The following is a 17,379-nucleotide window of genomic DNA, read 5'->3' as shown; positions in this document are numbered from 1 at the left end:
GCGTGGCGGCGCTATGCGCGGACCTTGACGTAGCTGCCGGGGGCGTCCTCGATCGGCGGCAGCTCCGTGGAGCCGACCGCGCGCGCGGGCACGCGCTCGGCATCGAGGCTCTCCAGCCATTGCAGCCAGTCGGGCCACCACGAGCCCTTGTGCTCGGTGGCGTGCTTCATCCAGTCGGCGAGCGAGACGTCCTTGATCTTGTCGTTGGTCCAGTACTGGTACTTGCCGGCCGCCGGCGGGTTCACCACGCCGGCGATATGGCCTGATCCGGACAGCACATATTTGACCGGGCCGCCGAAGAACTGCGAGCCGTAGAGCACCGAATCGGCCGGCGCGATGTGGTCTTCCTTGGTCGCCAGATTGTAGACGGGCACCTTGACCTTCGAGAGGTCGAGCAGGGTGTTGTCGAGCACCATGCTGCCGGAGGTGAGGCGGTTCTCCAGGTAGCAGTTGCGCAGGTAATAGGAATGATTGGCCGCCGGCATCCGCGTGGCGTCGGAATTCCAGTGCAACAGGTCGAAGGCGGAGGGCGGCTGGCCCTTCAAATAGTTGCTGACGACATACGACCAGATCAGGTCGTTGGAGCGCAGCATGTTGAAGGCCATCGCCATCTTGCTGCCTTCGAGCACGCCCCGCGCCTCCATCTCGCGCTCCAGCGTCGAGATCTGGTCCTCGTCGACGAACACGAGCAAATCGCCGGCATGGGTGAAGTCGACTTGCGCCGCAAAGAACGTCGCCGACGTCACGCGCTGGCGCCGCTTCTCGGCGAGCCAGGCCAGCGTCGAGGCGAGCAGGGTGCCGCCGACGCAATAGCCGGCGGTATGGACCTTCATCTCGCCCGTCACCTTTTCGATGACGTCCATCGCGGTGAGCGGGCCTTCCTTCATGTAGTCGTCGAAGGTCTTCTTGCCGAGTTCCTTGTCGGGATTGACCCAGGAGATCACGAACACCGTGATGCCCTGATCCACGCACCACTTGATGTAGGATTTTTCCGGCTTGAGATCGAGAATGTAAAACTTGTTGATCCAGGGCGGCACGATCAAAAGCGGCGTGCGCAGCACCGTCTCCGTGGCCGGCGTATACTGGATGAGCTGCATCAAATCGTTCTGGAAGATCACCTTGCCCGGCGTCGTCGCCATGTTGACGCCGACGACGAGGTTCGACGGGTCGGACTGGCGGATACGCAGCGTGCCGCGGCCGGCCTCGATATCCTCGGCCAGCATCTTCATGCCGCGAACCAGGTTGCTTCCGTTGGAGGCCAGCGTCTCGCGCAGCACCTCCGGATTGGTGAAGACAAAATTCGACGGCGCGATCGCATTGGTGATCTGCTGCACGTAGAACTCGGCCTTCTTGCGCGTGTGCGGATCGATGCCTTCGGCGTTCTTGACCAGCTCATTCGCCCACTGCGTGGTCAGTAGATAGAGCTGAAGAATGAAATCGAAAAACTGATTCGATTTCCACTCCGGATCCTTGAAGCGCTTGTCGCGCGGCGACGGCTCGATCGCGGGCTGGGCCGCTTCGCCGGCCATGCGGCGCGCCGCCGATCCCCAGAGATCGAGATAGGCCTTGCCCATCTTGGTCTGCAATTCCGCGGCACGCTCCTTGTCGGAGAACCAGTATTCAGCGACTGCGGAGAATGTCTTGACGACTTCACCGATCTCGCTGGGTGGCTTGTCCTTTGGTTCCCCGTCCTCGCGCGGCTTGAGATAGGCCGCGAGCGCTTGGCCGGTCGATTCCATCGCTTTCGCGATGTTCATGGCGAAGGCTTCGGCGTTGAATGTCTTCGGCGCTTGGGTTTCGGTGCTGACGTCACTCATAACAGGGACACTATAACTTCATTTTGCGTTCGTCACCGCGCGGATTGATGCAAGGGATTTTTGCGTTAACCACCCTGTTGCACTGCGATAAAGTTTGCGTGTTCAGACACATTGCAGCCGCACCGCCTCTATTTGCTTTGGCTCTAATCGTTTCGGGCGACAATGGTTTGAACAGTCACAGCGAAATCAACGCGCGGGACGATTTGACGTTGCAAAGCTCATACCAGCGTATCCATATGGTGCCGGGATACGCAGTGGGTGGCGTTCAGTAGTTGGGGAATTCGGGACGGATGCCGGTAAGCCGGATCATAAGGCTGTGGCCGATAGTGGCGCTGTGCGCGACAACGATCGCGCTTGGCGGCTGCTCGACCCAGATTGCCGATATGCCGGCGCTTGGCCTGCCGGCGGACGCGCCCGAACGTCCGAAGGAAGCCGGTGGCTATTTACCGGTCCATGATCTGCCGCCGGAACGTACCGAGGAAGCGATGAAGCCGGCCGAACTGGCTAAAATCCAGGCAGAATTAACGGCTGCCCGGGACCGCCAGGCGGCCGCGGCGAACCCTGCCGCCGCGGCAAAGCCGGCCAAGAAGTGAGAAAGTCATCACCTTAACGCGCTTGCTGGCATTGGCGGGCCACCTCGGAATCAGGCCCTTGGGCGGGCTTGAAAACACTATAAAAACTGGCGCTGCCGCCCTCCCGTGGTAAAAAGAACCCAATTCAACCGTATTGCGGGCCCAGAGCCTTAAGACCTCGTGCCTGAATTCGCTCTAAATCATTGATTAAGCGCGATTTCTGACGAAACCGCTGAATCGGTTTCGTTGCCTCACGAGAGTTCCTCGATTCTGTCCTGCCGGTTGTCGGAGCAAGGGTCCCATGGAAGATTTTTACCGCATCCGCCGTCTGCCGCCTTACGTGTTTGAGAAGGTCAACCAGGCCAAGGCGGCCGCGCGCAATGCCGGGGCCGACATCATCGACATGGGCATGGGCAATCCGGACCTGCCGACGCCAACCCATGTGCTCGAGAAGCTGAAGGAAACGCTGGGCAAGCCACGGACCGACCGCTACTCGGCCTCGCGCGGCATCAACGGCCTGCGCAAGGCACAGGCCGCCTATTACGGACGCCGTTTTGGCGTGAAGCTCAATCCCGACACCCAGATCGTCGCGACGCTCGGCTCGAAGGAAGGCTTTGCCAACGTCGCGCAGGCGATCACCGCGCCTGGCGACGTCGTGCTGTGTCCGAACCCAAGCTATCCGATTCATGCTTTTGGTTTTCTTATGGCTGGCGGCGTGATCCGCTCGGTGCCGTCGGAACCGACGCCGCAGTTTTTCGAGGCGGTGGAACGCGCGATCATCCATTCGATCCCGAAGCCGATCGCGCTGATCGTCTGCTATCCCTCGAACCCGACAGCCTACGTCGCCGAGCTTGATTTCTATAAAGACCTCGTGGCGTTCGCCAAGAAGCACGAGATATTCATCCTGTCCGATCTGGCTTATGCCGAGGTCTATTTCGACGATAACAATCCGCCGCCCTCGGTGCTGCAGGTTCCCGGTGCGATCGATGTCACCGTCGAGTTCACCTCGATGTCGAAGACCTTCTCGATGGCCGGCTGGCGCATGGGCTTTGCCGTCGGCAATGAGCGGATCATCGCCGCTCTGGCGCGTGTGAAATCCTATCTCGACTACGGCGCGTTCACCCCGATCCAGGTGGCGGCGACCGCGGCGCTGAACGGGCCGGACGATTGCATCAAGGAAATGCGCGACACCTACCGCAGGCGGCGCGACGCGCTGGTCGAATCGTTCGGCCGGGCAGGGTGGGAGATCCCGCCGCCGCAGGCCTCGATGTTCGCCTGGGCGCCGCTGCCGAAAGCCTTCGAGAGTGTCGGCAGCATGCAGTTCGCGACCCTGATGGTGGAGAAGTCAGGCGTGGTGGTTTCGCCCGGCGTCGCCTTCGGCGAGCATGGCGAGGGCTATGTCCGCATCGCCATGGTGGAAAACGAGCAGCGTATCCGCCAGGCGGCGCGCGGGGTGCGGCGCTTCCTTGAAAGCGGCATTGAAACGTTGCACAACGTGGTTCCTCTCGCCAACCGGCGCTAATTCCTTTCTATTGCAGGTTCTCTCATCCATGGTCGCACCCCTGAGAGTGGGTATCGCGGGGCTCGGCACCGTTGGTGCCGAAGTCGTCCGCCTCATCGAAGAGCAGTCGCGAACGCTGTCGGAACGCAGCGGGCGTGGCGTGCGCGTCGTTGCCGTCACCGCGCGCTCGAAAGCGAAGAAGCGTTCGGTCGACCTCAACGGCGTCGACTGGGCCAAGAGCCCGCTCGATCTGGCCGGCGATCCCAACGTCGATTGCTTCGTCGAACTGATGGGCGGCTCCGGCGAGCCGGCGCTATCGGCGATCGAGGCGGCACTGAAGGCCGGCAAGTCTGTGGTGACGGCCAACAAGGCGCTGATCGCCAAGCACGGCGTGCGGCTGGCGAAGGCTGCCGAGAAGCATGGCGGCGCGTTTAACTATGAGGCGGCGGTCGGCGCGGCGATTCCCGTCATCAAGACGCTGCGCGAGGGCCTCGCCGGCACCGGCGTCCACCGCGTCTACGGCATCCTCAACGGCACCTGCAATTACATCCTGACCCGGATGGAGCAGGAGGGCCTGTCGTTCGCTGAATGCCTCAAGGATGCGCAGCGGCTCGGCTATGCCGAGGCCAATCCGTCCTTCGACGTCGACGGCCACGACACCGCGCAGAAGCTGGCGATCCTGGCCAGCCTCGCCTTTGGCACCAAGGTGGCGCAGAGCGCGGTCTATGTCGAAGGCATCTCCTCGATCGCGCCGGAAGATCTTCGCGCAGCCGAAGAGCTTGGCTATCGCGTCAAGCTGCTGGGCGTTGCCGTGCGTACCGCCAAGGGCATCGAGCAGCGCGTGCATCCGACCATGGTGCCGAAATCATCTTCGATCGCGCAGGTGATGGGCGTCACCAACGCGGTGACCATCGACGGCGAGGGCATTCCGCCGATCACGCTGGTAGGACCCGGCGCCGGCGGGGCTGCAACGGCGTCCGCCGTGGTCGCCGATATCGCCGACGTGGCGCGCGGCATTCGCGCCAAACCGTTCGGACGCCCCGTGGAGCGGCTGCGCGAGACCACCAAGGCGCCGATGGAGCGGCATGAGGGCGGCTATTACATCCGCCTGATGGCGCGTGACCTCGCCGGCACCGCCGCGACCATCGCCAAGCGCCTTGCCGAACAGAAGATCTCGCTGGAATCGATCGTGCAGCGCCATCCCGAAGGCGTCGACTTGAACGGTGCCGCGAAGAAGGCCGCGCCGGTTCCGGTCATCCTGATCACCTATGCCACCTCGGAGGACGCGGTCTATCGCGCGTTGGAGAAGGTTCAGCGCGACAAGGTGATCAGCGGCCGGCCGCAGGTGATACGAATCGAGAAGAACTGACGCAGGATCCGAACGGATCGCGCGCCAAAGCATTGATTGCGGGCTACAAAGTCCGTGCAAGTTTACAAGGAGTGAGCGATGTCGACCCATATTTCCGTTCCGCCGCAATTGCTGCTTGAGCGCATCCTGACGCTTGAAATCGTGCGGGTAACGGAACGTGCAGCGGTTTCGGCCGCGCGCTTGCGCGGCCATGGCCAGGAGAAAGCGGCAGACCAGGCCGCGGTCGATGCGATGCGCCGCGAGCTCAACAAGCTGCCGATCGAAGGCACCATCGTGATCGGCGAGGGCGAGCGCGACGAGGCGCCGATGCTGTTCATCGGCGAGAAGGTCGGGCTGAACGCCGGGCCCCAAGTCGATATCGCCGTCGACCCGCTGGAAGGCACCACGCTGTGCGCCAAGAACATGCCGGGCGCGATCGCGACCATGGCGATGGCCGATGGCGGCACGCTGCTGCACGCGCCCGACGTCTACATGGAAAAGCTTGCGATCGGTCCGGGCTACGACAAAGGCGTCGTCGAGCTTGATGCATCGCCCGCCGACAATGTCCGCCGTCTCGCCAAGGCCAAGGGCGTCGAGCCCGGTGCGATCACCGTGCTGGTGCTGGATCGTCCGCGTCACGCCGACATCATCGCCAGCATCCGCTCGACCGGCGCTGCGGTGCGGCTGATCACCGACGGCGACGTCGCCGGCGTGATCCATTGTGCCGATCCGGATAACACCGGCGTCGACATGTATATCGGCACCGGCGGTGCGCCGGAGGGCGTGCTGGCGGCGGCGGCGCTGCGCTGCATCGGCGGCCAGATGCAGTGCCGGCTGATCCTCGACAGCGATGAGAAGCGCGCGCGCGCACACAAGATGGGCGTGACCGATCCGAAAATGATCTACGGCATCGAGGACATGGTGCGCGGCGACTGCCTGTTCGCCGCGACCGGCGTCACGACCGGCTCGCTGCTGTCAGGCGTCAAGTTCCGCAAGGATGGCGTGATCGAGACCGAAACGGTGGTGATGCGCTCCGTCACCGGCACGGTGCGCTACATCAAGGCCGAGCATAGGCAGCTGGATAAATTCCATCTCGACTAATGCACCGTCATTCCGGGGCGCGAAGCGAACTATGATGCGCAATTGCGCATCTGAGAATCTCGAGATTCCGGGTTCGATGCTACGCATCGCCCCGGAATGACGGAGTAGAAAAATAAGAACAAGAGGAGGCGCGCATGTCCGACGTATCAGCGGTGAAAGCACTCGTGTTCGACGTGTTCGGCACCGTCGTCGACTGGCGCACCAGCCTCATCAACGATTTTACGGAGTGGTCGAAGACCTCCGGCATCAAGGCCGACTGGACCGCTTTGGTCGACGGCTGGCGCGCGGTTTACACCGCCTCGATGGACAAGGTGCGCAAGCATCCCGAACGCGGCTATCAGATCCTCGACACGCTGCACCGGCGCTCGCTGGAAAAGCTGGTCGCCGATTTCTCGATCAAGGGACTGAGCGAGGCCGATCTGCATCACCTCACCATGGGCTGGCACCGCCTGCATCCGTGGCCGGACAGCGTGCCGGGGCTGACGCGGCTGAAAAAGAAGTACATCATCTCGCCACTCTCCAACGGCAACGTCGCGCTATTGACCAACATGGCGAAGTTCGCAGGCCTGCCGTGGGACCTCGTCATGTCCGCGGAATTGTTCGAGCACTACAAGCCCGATCCCGAAACCTATCTCGGCGCCGCCAAATTGCTGTGCCTGCCGCCGGAGCAGGTGATGATGGTCGCTGCCCACAACCACGATCTGAAGGCCGCACAGAAGCTCGGCCTCAAGACCGCCTTCGTCGCGCGCCCGACCGAATACGGACCGCACCAGAAATATGATTTCGAGGCCAAGGGCGACTGGGACATCGTCGCCAAGGATTTTGGCGCGATTGCCGAGCGGATGGGGTGCTAGGGCTTACGTCGCCCCGGCCTGAATCACCCCAAACCAGCCAAGGCCCTTGTAGGTCTCGTAGCCAGGCGTGGCGTGGAACGCGACCATATTCCCGGAACGGTCCTGATAGAAGCCGGAGCGCCTGCCTTCGAGCTGCAGCGAGATGCGTTCGCTGAGCAGGCCCTGGCCGTCGGAGGCCGCGATCACCCTGAAATTTGAATCGACCAGCAGCACGCGGGCCTTGTCGGCGGCGCCGACGCGCACGCCCTGGACGATGGCGCGGGCCTGCGGCTCCCAATCGAAATGGATCGCCAGCACACCGGTCGGTTTGCCGTGCGCCTTGCCGCCTTCACGAACGCTGGCACAGTAAGTCACGACTTGGGCATTGCCGAGCAAGGGCTGGCATTCGACGTCGCCCACCGCGTAATCGTCGCCGGAGCGCAGGGCCCGCGCGGCGCGAAACCACTTGGTCTGCGCCACGTTCTGGCCGATCACGCCGAACCGGTCGGCGCGGCCGTTGGCCAGCACGTTGCCGTTGAGATCGCAGAGCCAGAGATCGAGATAGACGGTATAGGCGCCGAGGATCACGGCCATCCGTTCCGACACATGGCTGACGGTGGCCGCATCAGGCGCCGCCGCGCAATCGATCACAGCCGAGTCGGTGGCCCACCAGCGCACGTCGCAGGTGCGCTCATAGAGGTTGCGGTCGATCAGCTCGATGGCATTCAGCGACAGATCCACCATGCGCTCGCCGCGCGAGCGGTCGGCCATCTGCGCGATCGAGTTCATCAGATTGCCGGTGCGGTTGGTGAGCTGGCTTTCGAGCTCGCGGGCGATGGTCTCGACCTGCTGGCCGACATTGCGCACTTCCTGTGCCACGACCGCAAACCCGGCGCCTTGCGCGCCGGCGCGCGAGCTTTCGATCAGCGCGTTCAGCGCCAGCATCTTCATCTGGTTGGTGATTTTCTGGATTGACTTGGTCTTCTCGCAGGCGACCTGGTTGACCTCGGCGGTCAGCCGCGCGATCAGCGCGGAAACGTCGGCTTCATCCTCGGCGCTCGCCGGCTTGGCGTTCAGCTTCGAAATCGGTGCGGTCTGGGAGCGAAGCGCGACGGACATTGGCGGGAATTCCTCAGTCTTTGTGCGGTTGCCGGTCTTCTGGCGGATCGGCAGGGACTCAAGGCGAACGTGCCTGTTTCTTTGTCGGGGATCATGGCTAACGATTGGTTTATGTTCCGGCGGCCTCAGGGTAGTTTTACCCGATCGCGTTGCACGTTCTTTGTGCAAGTTGTTTTTGACGGCAGGATTCCGGCTGGCCGTCGTTCCCGGTGATTGCGTTTGCTGAGCGCGCACTTTGCCCCTATGTCTCGAAGGTATCATGACGCCCGCATCCGCTTTGCCCGTTGAACTGCCGCCGGCCTTTCTGGGCGTGCAGCGTTCGGCAACCGGCAAGTTGTGGCGCGACCGGCTCGACGCGCGGGGAGCGGCGCGGGCACTGGCGATCACCCAGCGTTACCAGTTGCCGGAGATGCTGGCGCGGGTGCTGGCGGGCCGCGACGTCGGAATCGACGAGGTCGAGGACTACCTCGATCCGACCATCCGCAAGCTGATGCCCGATCCCCACACCGTGACGCAGATGGAGACAGCGGCGGGGCGGATCGCGGATGCCGCCCAGCGCGGCGAGAAGGTCGCCATCTTCGGTGATTACGATGTCGACGGCGCGACCTCGGCGGCGCTGCTCGCCTGGCATTTGCGCCATTGCGGGCTCGATCCGCTGATTCACATCCCTGACCGCATCTTTGAGGGCTACGGTCCCAACACCGAGGCGGTGCGGGCACTCGCCGGCAGAGGCGCGACGTTACTGGTAACCGTCGATTGCGGCACCACCAGCCTTGAGCCGCTGGCGGAGGCCCGCAAGCTCGGCATGGCGGTCGTCGTCATCGACCATCACCAGTGCGGGGAGGCGCTGCCGGAGGTCGACGCGCTGGTGAATCCGAACCGTCCCGACGATCTCTCCGGCCTCGGCCATCTCGCCGCCGTCGGCCTCGTCCTGATCACGCTGGTCGCGGTGAACCGGGAACTGCGCGGGCGCGGCTTCTGGAACGCGGAGCGGCCGGAGCCGGATCTGCTCGGAATGCTGCACCATGTGGCCCTCGGAACCGTGGCCGACGTCGCGCCGCTGACCGGGCTGAACCGCGCCTTCGTCGCCAAAGGCCTGATCGCGATGCGCCGCCGCGACCATGTCGGACACACCGCACTGATGGACGTGGCGCGGCTCAACGGGCCGCCGGAAGCCTGGCATCTCGGCTTCATGCTGGGGCCGCGCATCAATGCCGGCGGCCGGATCGGGCGGGCCGATCTCGGCGTGCGGCTGCTGCTGGAAGGCGACGTGTCGGAAGCGGCGCGGATCGCAGCCGAACTCGACCGGCTCAACAGCGAGCGACGCATCATCGAGCAGGCGGCCGAAGCGCAGGCGGAGGCCGAGGCGCTGGCTTCGCTTGGATTGGAAGACAAGGGCGCTGTCATCGTGACGGCCGCCGAAGGCTGGCATCCCGGCATCGTTGGCCTCGTCGCCTCGCGGCTGAAGGAGAAATTCGCGCGGCCTGCCTTCGCCATTGCGCTGGAGCCGGGCGGCATCGGCACCGGTTCGGGCCGCTCGATCTCCGGCGTCGATCTCGGCAAGGCCGTGCGCGAGGCGGTCAAGGAGCGCATCCTCATGAAGGGCGGCGGCCATGCCATGGCGGCCGGCATCACGCTGCGGAAGGAGAAGCTCGCCGAATTCCGTGCCTTCATGGAGAGCGTGCTGGCCGAAGACGTTGCCAATTCCCGGCACGAGAACGAGCTGTTCATCGACGGCGCCGTCAGCGCGCGCAGCGTGACCGTGGAATTCGCCAACATGCTGAACCGTGCCGGGCCGTTCGGGTCGGCCAATCCGGAGCCGGTGATCGCGCTGCCGGCGCATCAGCTCGTCTATGCCGACGAAGTGGGGCAGGCGCATCTGCGCGTGCGCTTCAAGGCCGGCGACGGCGCCATCGTCAACGGCATCGCGTTCCGTGCGATCGGGCAGAAGCTCGGCCATGCGCTGACGCAGAATCGTGGCCAGCCCCTGCATGTCGCCGGATCGCTCGCCGTCGATCGTTTCCAGGGCGCGGAACGCGTGCAGCTGCGCGTAGTCGACGTCGCGGTGCCGGATCCCGGGCCGGCCGTGATCCGCTAGATCAAGAGACGTCTCAATCAACAAACACAAAAACGGGAGTGGAAATGACGGGGCAGGTTCAGGGCAAGGTCGCGCTGGTGACGGGCGGCGCGTCCGGCATCGGCGAGGCAGTCTGCGAATTGCTGGCACGCGAGGGCGCATCGGTGGCCGTGACCGACGTCGATGACCTCAGAGGCCCGGAGGTTGTCGCGCGCATCAAGAATGCGGGCGGCGAAGCGAGCTTCTGGCATCACGATGTCACCAGCGAGGAACGCTGGATCGAGGTCGTGGCCGAGGTCATGAAGCGCTATGGCCGGCTCGACGTGCTCGTCTCGAACGCCGGCATCGGCATTTCGGTGCCGACGATCACCGAGATGTCGCTCGCCGACTGGCGGCGGCAGACCGCGATCAACCTCGACGGTGTGTTCCTGTCGGTGAAGCATTGCCTGCCGCCGATGCGCAAGACCGGCGGCGGCTCCGTCATCATGATGTCGTCACTGGCCGGCCTGCGCGGCGCGGCTGGGCTTTCCGGATACTCCGCGACCAAGGGAGGTGTCCGGTTGTTCGCGAAGGCGATTGCAATGGAATGCGCCACGTTCGGTGATGGCATCCGGGTCAATTCGGTGCATCCCGGCATCATCGACACGCCGATCTGGGGCAAGATCCCGGCGGGGGCCACGGGCAGCGGACAGAACGCGCCGATCGATCCCGGGGAGCGCGCCAGACTGGGAACGCCGCTCGGCCGCGCCGGTCACGCCGAGGAGATCGCCCAAGGCGTGCTCTATCTGGCGTCCGATGCCTCGCGCTACGTGACAGGGACGGAGCTCGTGATCGATGGCGGGATGTTTGCGGGCGCGGTGGCGCGGAGATAGCGTCTCAGCCGTCATTGCGAGCGAAGTGAAGCAATCCATATCTCGGCTTGGGGATAGATGGATTGCTTCGTCGCTACGCTCCTCGCAATGACGGTGGTGGACTACCCGCCCTGCCTCAAGCGTGCCAGCACCTTCAGCCCGCCATATCCGTCAGCGGGCAACAGCCCCATCTTGCTCTGATAATCCCTGACCGCCTTCATCGTGTCGTTGCCGACGCGGCCATCGGTGCCGCCGGTGTCGAAGCCGGCCTTGGTCAGCCGGGTCTGCATTTCCTGCACTTCGGCGAGCGTCAGCGCGCGCTCTGAACCGGGGAAGGGCTGGATGAAGGGCGGTGCGCCCAAAATGCGGTCGCCGAGATGGCAGATCGCGAGCGCATAGTTCATCGAGGGGTTATAGCTTTTGACCGAATAGAAATTGGGGCCGAGCAGGAACGACGGGCCGCCGGCGACCGGCACCCACATCTGCGCGGACGCATTCGGTTGCGGGAACGGCTTGCCGTCGGCGCGCGTGACGCCGGCGCTGGCCCAAGCGGCGTAGGTCCGGCTGCCGCTCGCAGCGCCGCCGGATGTGCGGACCTCATAGCCCCAATGTTCGCCGCGGTGATACTTGCCGCGGTTGAGCAGGAAGCGCGCGCTGGACCCGAGCGCATCGTCCGGCTTGCCGAACGGCGAGACGCGGCCGTCCTTGTCATAGTCCATGCCAACATTGAGCCAGACTTCCGGCATCCATTGCGTGTGGCCCATCGCGCCGGCCCAGGATCCCCGCATTTCCTCCGGCGTGCCCCAGCCACGGTCGACGATTTTGAGCGCGTTGATCAGCTCGGTTTCCCAATAGGCGCGGCGGCGCGGCTCGTTCCAGGCGAGCGCGGCGAGAGCCGGAAAAACCGGGCGCATATGGTTCTGCTGCACCAGGGGATCGCCATAGGCCGATTCAACGCCCCACAGCGCCAGCAACGTGCCGCGCTCGACGCCAAAGTCCTGCTCGATCCGGGCGAATAGCGCCTCGTGCTTTTTCAGCGCCTCGCGGCCGTTGATGATGCGCCAGTCCGAGACGCGGCGGTTGATGTATTGCCAGATCTGCTCGTGGAATTCCGGCTGCTTCTGCATCTGCCGGAACACGGTCATGTCGGGCTCGATGCGGCCCATCACCCGTGTCCAGGTCGCGTCCGAAATACCTTTTGCCAGCGCACGCGGGCGGAAATTGTTGCGCCACTCATCGAAGCCGGGCGGGGCGGCAAACGCGGATGGCGCGGCGAACATTGCGCCTGCGGCGAGACCGGCTTGCAACACGGCGCGGCGGGTGGGGGCTGTCCTGGAAGCAGGCTTGGAATCAGGCTGTTTCATGCCGGCAGTCTAGCGGCGCGGCGGCCCCGAGCCAAAAGCCTTGACGTCGCGGGAACCGGCATTTTGCCGCGGTTTTGCCGCCGCTCCCGGCCATGGACGGGGTGTGATCGCCTCTTATAATGATCCGGAGCAACGACAACGAAGGCGAGGAAACATGTCGCACGCCCGCAAGGAATATCGAGACTTTATGTCGCTGACGCCGGACGCCTACGAGGCCGTGCTGGCGCTCAGCCAGGTCGCGGGCAAGGTGGGCATGGACAAGCAACTGCTCGAGCTGATCAAGCTGCGTGCCTCGCAGATCAACGGCTGCGCGTTCTGTGTTCAGTATCACATCCTGGAGGGCGAGAAGCTCGGGGTATCAGCTGATAAGCTCAATCTCGTGGTGGTCTGGCGCGAGGCGCTGCAGTTCACTGCGCGAGAGCGGGCGGCGCTGGCGTGGACGGAAGCACTGACGCTGCTCAGCGCGGGCGTTAGCGACGAGGTCTATGCGGAAGCGAGCGCGGAATTTTCCGAGAAGGAGCTCGCCTACCTCACGTCGGCCGTGGCGTCGATCAATGTCTGGAACAGGTTCGGTGCTGCCTTCCGCTGGACACCGCCCGCGCGAAAAACAGCGGTGGGCGCGGCAGCCTCGTAGAAATCGGGGGCGTGGACTCAGCTAGGACCAAACCGCTAGCTAGCCGCCAGTTCCCTTCTGCGCATGATTCGTTGACGTCCGCCGCTGGGGAAGACACTGACGGTGTCGCGGATTGGGCCGCAATGACGGCGACGACGAGACAAGGTTTGCAATGACGCCCAAGTCCTGGATCGGCCGGCTCGGCGCACCGCTCATCGCGCTGGTTTTGACGGCCGTGCTGTCGGCTTCGCCGACGCACGCGGTCGAGGACGCGCCCAAGGTGAGCGTGGTGTCCTTTGGCCTTTTCGGCGATCAAGGGGTGTTTAGACGCGAGGCGACCGGCGCAGCACAGGTCGTTGCGGATCGTTTCGGGAGCGGCCCAGTCAACGTGCAATACAATTCGAAGAAAGGCGGACGCGCAACGATCGAGGCCCTGGCCATGTCGTTGCAAGTGGCAGCCAATGGGATGGACGCCGAGAACGACATTCTGTTCTTGATACTGACCTCGCATGGCTCCCGCGACGGTCTTGCAGTCAAAGCGGGACGATTAACGCAAACGCTCACGCCCTCCAATCTCGCCGACATGTTGGCGCGGACGAGCGTGCGACACAAGGTCGTAGTCATTTCGGCCTGCTATTCCGGCGTCTTTATCCCTCGTCTCGCCAACCCCGATGTCCTGGTCATCACGGCGGCAGATGCCGACCATCCATCGTTCGGCTGCGAGGACAAGGCCAAGTGGACCTATTTCGGCGATGCCTTTTTCAACGTTGCGCTCCGGCGAGCTAGAAGCTTGAAGGAAGCCTTTGTTGTTGCGCGGGCACTCGTCCGGAAACGAGAACTGCGCGAGCGCTTCGAGCCGTCGAATCCCCTGATGGCAGGCGGCGCAAACGTGCAGCCATTGCTCATCGCGAGGCCTTGAACAATCGGCCGCCTAGCGCCGCGTTGGTAGGCGCAGCGTCGTCCGGCCTTCATGCCTCATGACTAGTTCTCGCGGCCTTCGCCTTGCCGCGCGCTGTGACGCAGCACATCCTCCGGCAGCACATGCGCTACGGCGGCCACGGGCGGATCGGTGCCGATCTCGCGGCCGCGGGCGCGGATCAGCCGCTCATAGGAGGCGATCAGCGTGGTGTAGGGATTGACCCAGATCCAGCCATCGCGCGTGAACACCTGCACGTCGAAGTGAAGGTGGTATGAGGTGCCGTTGGGGAAATCGAGATAGTTGGAGACCACGCCGATCTTTTCGCCCTCGGCGACCCCGCGGCCATTGAGAATACCGTCCGCGTCCATGGCGGAGGGATTCATGTGCATGTAGCGGAAACGGATATGTTCGGTGCCGGTGTTGATCTGCAGCGTTAGCGCCTGCTGCCTCGGTGAGCGGATCAGCATGCCATCGCGCACGGCCACGACAGCCTGCTTTCTCGGATGACAGGCGCTCTCGCTGTCGCCGTGCGGCGGGCAGGGTGCGGGACGGATGTCCTGGCCCTGATGCCCGAAGCCGGCGGCGCATTGCCCGACCTGAAAGCTGCGGGCTTCGCAAAAATTGTCGCGCCAAGGATAAACGCCTTGCTGGCCGCGCTTGCCGAACTGCTGCGAGCTGACGCGGACCGGCGCCTTCGCCAGCGGAAAGCGGATCTGCGAATAGGCGATGAGATCGGTGCGGCCGCCGCGGTTGCGGGCGCTGCTGTTGGCAATGATGTCGCCGCTTGGGCGATAGCTGAAGTCGGGTGACCGGGCCGCCGGCCGTTCCGCAACCTCGGATGCCATGTCAAACCGCGGACGGGCCGGCTGGCCGCCGGCGATGCGTAGCGCCTTCAGGAAACGCTCGGCAATCGCGTAGGCCTCGCGGCAGGCCAGCCGCCGCGCCCGCGGCGCCGAGTCCAGGCACTGGATCGACACGACATAGGGCACGCCGAAGCGGGTGAAGGCGTAGCGCACATAGCCTTCGCGAATGAAGCGGCGGATATCCGGGAATTGCGCCGCCAGCGCCTTGACCGGCACACCCCTGCCGCCGAGCGGATCGGCCAGATCGTAAGTGAGGAGCGAACCGGTGATCTGCACCTCGACCGGGCGGGCGAAGATTCGGGACGGCAGACCGGCGCCCGCGCCGGGATCAAGGGTGAACACGGCGTCATAGCCGGATGGGCCGGCGTGAAAGAAGTCAGCGGGCCGAAAATCAGCCTGATGACGCGCCAGCGCGGGAGCGGGCGTGCCGCCAGCCTGAGCCTCGAGATAAGCAGCGGTATCGAACGGCAGCAGCACCGGAACCGGGCTGCGTCCGATGCCGGCGAAGATCGACGCATTGATCGCGTTCAATTGCACCAGCGCGGGTGTGGCGCGGGGATCGCTTGCCGCCATCCGTTGCCGGCCCGCGAAGCTGAAGCGCGAGGCGATAGCGGGCTGGGAACTGATCTCGCTGCGCAGTTGATCGAGGGCAGCGCGCCACTCGACGCGAACGGCCGTGATCGACGGGGTCCTGAATTCGTTGGCGGAAACGCCTGAGATCCCGGCGAGGAGCAAACAAAAGGCTGCCAGCCACCGCAAGAGCAAGCTGACAGCCCTGATTTCCAATGCACCGCCCCCCGGCGTGCCCCGTATTCCAAAGCGCGGTCTTAATCCTTCGCGCGCTCGACGTAGGAGCCATCCTCAGTCATGACCACGATACGTGTTCCGGTGCCAATATGCGGCGGCACCGAGGTGCGAACACCGTTGGAGAGGATAGCAGGCTTGTAGGAGGAAGACGCGGTCTGGCCCTTGGTGACCGGCTCGGTCTCCACAACTTCCAGCGTTGCGCGCTGCGGCAGCTGGATCGCGACCGGGTTCAGGTCGTGCATCGACAGCTTTACCGTCATGTTTTCCTGCAAATAGGGCGCGGCCGAGCCGACGATCTCCTTGGACACCTGGACCTGGTCGTAGGTCTCGGCATTCATGAAGTGGAAGCCATCGCCATCCTCGTAGAGATAGTTGAAGTTGCGGTCCTCGACGGTCGCCTTCTCGACCTGGTCGGTGGTCTTGTAGCGCTCCGACACCTTCACGCCGTCGCCGATGCGGCGCATTTCGATCTGGCTGACCGGGGTTCCCTTGCCGGGATGGATGTTTTCGGCTGACAGGACGACATAGAGCCTGCCGTCCTGCTCGATGACGTTGCCCTTGCGAATAGAACTGGCGATGACTTTCAAAGCTGTTTTCCTGAATTTCGGGCCTGCGGCCAAATCGGGACATAAGCGTCCTTCGGCCGTCGAGGCAGTTTCGGGCTGCAACATACTGATTTTGCCCGTCGATGCCAGTGTTTTAGGGCCATTTCGGCAGGTCTGCTTGAGGCCGGAACGGCCCTGATTTGCTCGCTTTACCGGCCGACCTCATCGCGCCGTTTGAGGGCCTTCGCATTATGGTCGGCGAAATCGGGCGGGACGGTAAATTCGCCGGTTTTCATGTCGTATATGCAGCGCCAGTCCTCAACCCAAGGCGTTGACTTGTCCTGGCCCTGAATATCAAAGGAGAGGCTGAGCACGAGATAGCGGCTGTCCGGCCAGCGCTTCCCGAGCTAGGCGTAATTGTCTTCCAGGCCCTTGAGCAGGTGCACCTGAGCATGATTGAGCGTACCGGCGTCCTCGGGCTCCCGCTCCATGCCCCCGGATACCGGCAGACTGAACAGATAGTCCCAGGCGAGGTCACCGAGCGACTTGGCGGTTGCCGCTACAAATCGATCGCCGTCGCGTCGGTAAAGCAGCAGGGTGTGAAAGCCTGCGCCGATCTTCTGCATGCGCACCAGCCATTGGCTGTCGGGGCTGAAGCGGAAACCGGCGCGATATCCGGCGAGGTCGCGATCTTCTCCGGGATTGAGGAGGAAGCCGCGCTTCTTCCGGTCGAAGACCCAGAACTGATAGAGAATATCGTCGTCGCGTTCCGTCGAATATTGTTCGACCCTCACCTGGCGGTCGGGGGATTTTGCGGTCTCGTCCTTCAGATGCTTGAATTTTGCCCCGGGCCCATCCGCCCAGGCCGGCGCGAGGGACCCGAAGCCGATTAACAAAAGAATTGCAGTCCTTCGCAGCCAGCCGCCAGACATGTCCGTAGATCCCAGCAAAACTCACGTGATTGGACGGGGAAGGGGGCCGCAAGGTTCAGCGTTTCACCCTCCGGGGGCGCCGATGGAATGGACAAGCTCAGCCTGTTTCGCCATGAA

At 63.8% G+C, this 17,379-nt stretch carries 15 protein-coding genes; 9 read left to right on the top strand and 6 right to left on the bottom strand.

Annotated elements, in window-relative coordinates; genetic code table 11:
• Window positions 1-11: 11 nt before the first annotated feature.
• Window positions 12-1,817 carry a class I poly(R)-hydroxyalkanoic acid synthase gene (gene phaC / locus QA643_RS21330; RefSeq protein WP_283027871.1) on the bottom strand — a complete coding sequence of 602 codons (1,806 nt, stop codon included), beginning with the start codon at window positions 1,815-1,817 and terminating at the stop codon, window positions 12-14.
• A 290-nt stretch (window positions 1,818-2,107) separates the two neighbouring features.
• Between phaC and QA643_RS21325 the strand changes: the two genes are divergently transcribed.
• From QA643_RS21325 to QA643_RS21305, 5 genes are all read left to right on the top strand, one after another.
• The gene (locus tag QA643_RS21325; RefSeq protein ID WP_283027870.1) at window positions 2,108-2,410 is read left to right on the top strand and encodes a hypothetical protein; all 303 of its coding nucleotides are present in this window, start codon (window positions 2,108-2,110) and stop codon (window positions 2,408-2,410) included.
• 280 nt (window positions 2,411-2,690) lie between these two features.
• Window positions 2,691-3,911, top strand: coding sequence for an LL-diaminopimelate aminotransferase (locus QA643_RS21320; protein WP_283027869.1), 1,221 nt, complete (start codon window positions 2,691-2,693; stop codon window positions 3,909-3,911).
• 28 nt (window positions 3,912-3,939) lie between these two features.
• Window positions 3,940-5,259: a homoserine dehydrogenase gene (locus tag QA643_RS21315; protein WP_283027868.1), complete on the top strand. Its 1,320-nt coding sequence runs from the start codon at window positions 3,940-3,942 to the stop codon at window positions 5,257-5,259.
• A 78-nt stretch (window positions 5,260-5,337) separates the two neighbouring features.
• Window positions 5,338-6,339: a class II fructose-bisphosphatase gene (gene glpX / locus QA643_RS21310; protein WP_283027867.1), complete on the top strand. Its 1,002-nt coding sequence runs from the start codon at window positions 5,338-5,340 to the stop codon at window positions 6,337-6,339.
• 134 nt (window positions 6,340-6,473) lie between these two features.
• Entirely contained in the window at window positions 6,474-7,193 is a 720-nt protein-coding gene (locus tag QA643_RS21305; RefSeq protein ID WP_283027866.1) for a haloacid dehalogenase type II, read from the top strand.
• Between the two features lie 3 nt (window positions 7,194-7,196).
• Here QA643_RS21305 and QA643_RS21300 read toward each other — a convergent pair whose 3' ends face one another.
• Window positions 7,197-8,291, bottom strand: coding sequence for a methyl-accepting chemotaxis protein (locus QA643_RS21300; RefSeq protein ID WP_283027865.1), 1,095 nt, complete (start codon window positions 8,289-8,291; stop codon window positions 7,197-7,199).
• A gap of 259 nt (window positions 8,292-8,550) precedes the next feature.
• Here QA643_RS21300 and recJ point away from each other — a divergent pair, with 259 nt between their 5' ends.
• On the top strand, window positions 8,551-10,389 hold the full coding sequence (gene recJ, locus QA643_RS21295) for a single-stranded-DNA-specific exonuclease RecJ (protein ID WP_283027864.1): 1,839 nt from the start codon (window positions 8,551-8,553) through the stop codon (window positions 10,387-10,389).
• A gap of 44 nt (window positions 10,390-10,433) precedes the next feature.
• Entirely contained in the window at window positions 10,434-11,240 is an 807-nt protein-coding gene (locus tag QA643_RS21290; protein ID WP_283027863.1) for a glucose 1-dehydrogenase, read from the top strand.
• A gap of 101 nt (window positions 11,241-11,341) precedes the next feature.
• Here the strand turns inward: QA643_RS21290 and QA643_RS21285 are convergent, their stop codons facing one another.
• Window positions 11,342-12,583, bottom strand: coding sequence for a lytic murein transglycosylase (locus QA643_RS21285; protein ID WP_283027862.1), 1,242 nt, complete (start codon window positions 12,581-12,583; stop codon window positions 11,342-11,344).
• Between the two features lie 154 nt (window positions 12,584-12,737).
• Between QA643_RS21285 and QA643_RS21280 the strand changes: the two genes are divergently transcribed.
• Together QA643_RS21280 and QA643_RS21275 are read left to right on the top strand one after the other, a co-directional pair.
• Entirely contained in the window at window positions 12,738-13,217 is a 480-nt protein-coding gene (locus QA643_RS21280) for a carboxymuconolactone decarboxylase family protein (protein WP_283027861.1), read from the top strand.
• Between the two features lie 214 nt (window positions 13,218-13,431).
• Entirely contained in the window at window positions 13,432-14,115 is a 684-nt protein-coding gene (locus QA643_RS21275) for a C13 family peptidase (protein WP_283034874.1), read from the top strand.
• A gap of 62 nt (window positions 14,116-14,177) precedes the next feature.
• On the opposite strand, the gene QA643_RS21270 is transcribed toward QA643_RS21275, so the two are convergent.
• The 3 genes from QA643_RS21270 to QA643_RS21260 form a co-directional block, all read right to left on the bottom strand.
• Window positions 14,178-15,713 (bottom strand): M23 family peptidase, encoded by a 1,536-nt coding sequence (locus tag QA643_RS21270; protein WP_283027860.1) that lies wholly within the window; start codon window positions 15,711-15,713, stop codon window positions 14,178-14,180.
• A gap of 92 nt (window positions 15,714-15,805) precedes the next feature.
• Window positions 15,806-16,372: an elongation factor P gene (efp, locus tag QA643_RS21265; protein ID WP_283027859.1), complete on the bottom strand. Its 567-nt coding sequence runs from the start codon at window positions 16,370-16,372 to the stop codon at window positions 15,806-15,808.
• Window positions 16,373-16,737: 365 nt separating this feature from the next.
• A complete protein-coding gene (locus tag QA643_RS21260) occupies window positions 16,738-17,262 on the bottom strand; it encodes a hypothetical protein (protein WP_283027858.1) in 525 nt (174 codons plus the stop codon).
• Window positions 17,263-17,379 lie beyond the last annotated feature (117 nt).

It is taken from the genome of Bradyrhizobium sp. CB3481 (genome assembly GCF_029714305.1).
In the GTDB taxonomy this organism is placed as follows: domain Bacteria; phylum Pseudomonadota; class Alphaproteobacteria; order Rhizobiales; family Xanthobacteraceae; genus Bradyrhizobium.
The sequence above is the reverse complement of the archived record's forward strand: the minus strand, read 5'-3'. Positions and strand labels throughout refer to the sequence as shown.

Bases quoted from the DNA above. Each gene is read 5' to 3' on its own strand.
- phaC (WP_283027871.1), bottom strand. From the start codon at position 1,817: ATGAGTGACGTCAGCACCGAAACCCAAGCGCCGAAGACATTCAACGCC.
- QA643_RS21325 (WP_283027870.1), top strand. From the start codon at position 2,108: ATGCCGGTAAGCCGGATCATAAGGCTGTGGCCGATAGTGGCGCTGTGC.
- QA643_RS21320 (WP_283027869.1), top strand. From the start codon at position 2,691: ATGGAAGATTTTTACCGCATCCGCCGTCTGCCGCCTTACGTGTTTGAG.
- QA643_RS21315 (WP_283027868.1), top strand. From the start codon at position 3,940: ATGGTCGCACCCCTGAGAGTGGGTATCGCGGGGCTCGGCACCGTTGGT.
- glpX (WP_283027867.1), top strand. From the start codon at position 5,338: ATGTCGACCCATATTTCCGTTCCGCCGCAATTGCTGCTTGAGCGCATC.
- QA643_RS21305 (WP_283027866.1), top strand. From the start codon at position 6,474: ATGTCCGACGTATCAGCGGTGAAAGCACTCGTGTTCGACGTGTTCGGC.
- QA643_RS21300 (WP_283027865.1), bottom strand. From the start codon at position 8,291: ATGTCCGTCGCGCTTCGCTCCCAGACCGCACCGATTTCGAAGCTGAAC.
- recJ (WP_283027864.1), top strand. From the start codon at position 8,551: ATGACGCCCGCATCCGCTTTGCCCGTTGAACTGCCGCCGGCCTTTCTG.
- QA643_RS21290 (WP_283027863.1), top strand. From the start codon at position 10,434: ATGACGGGGCAGGTTCAGGGCAAGGTCGCGCTGGTGACGGGCGGCGCG.
- QA643_RS21285 (WP_283027862.1), bottom strand. From the start codon at position 12,583: ATGAAACAGCCTGATTCCAAGCCTGCTTCCAGGACAGCCCCCACCCGC.
- QA643_RS21280 (WP_283027861.1), top strand. From the start codon at position 12,738: ATGTCGCACGCCCGCAAGGAATATCGAGACTTTATGTCGCTGACGCCG.
- QA643_RS21260 (WP_283027858.1), bottom strand. From the start codon at position 17,262: ATGTCTGGCGGCTGGCTGCGAAGGACTGCAATTCTTTTGTTAATCGGC.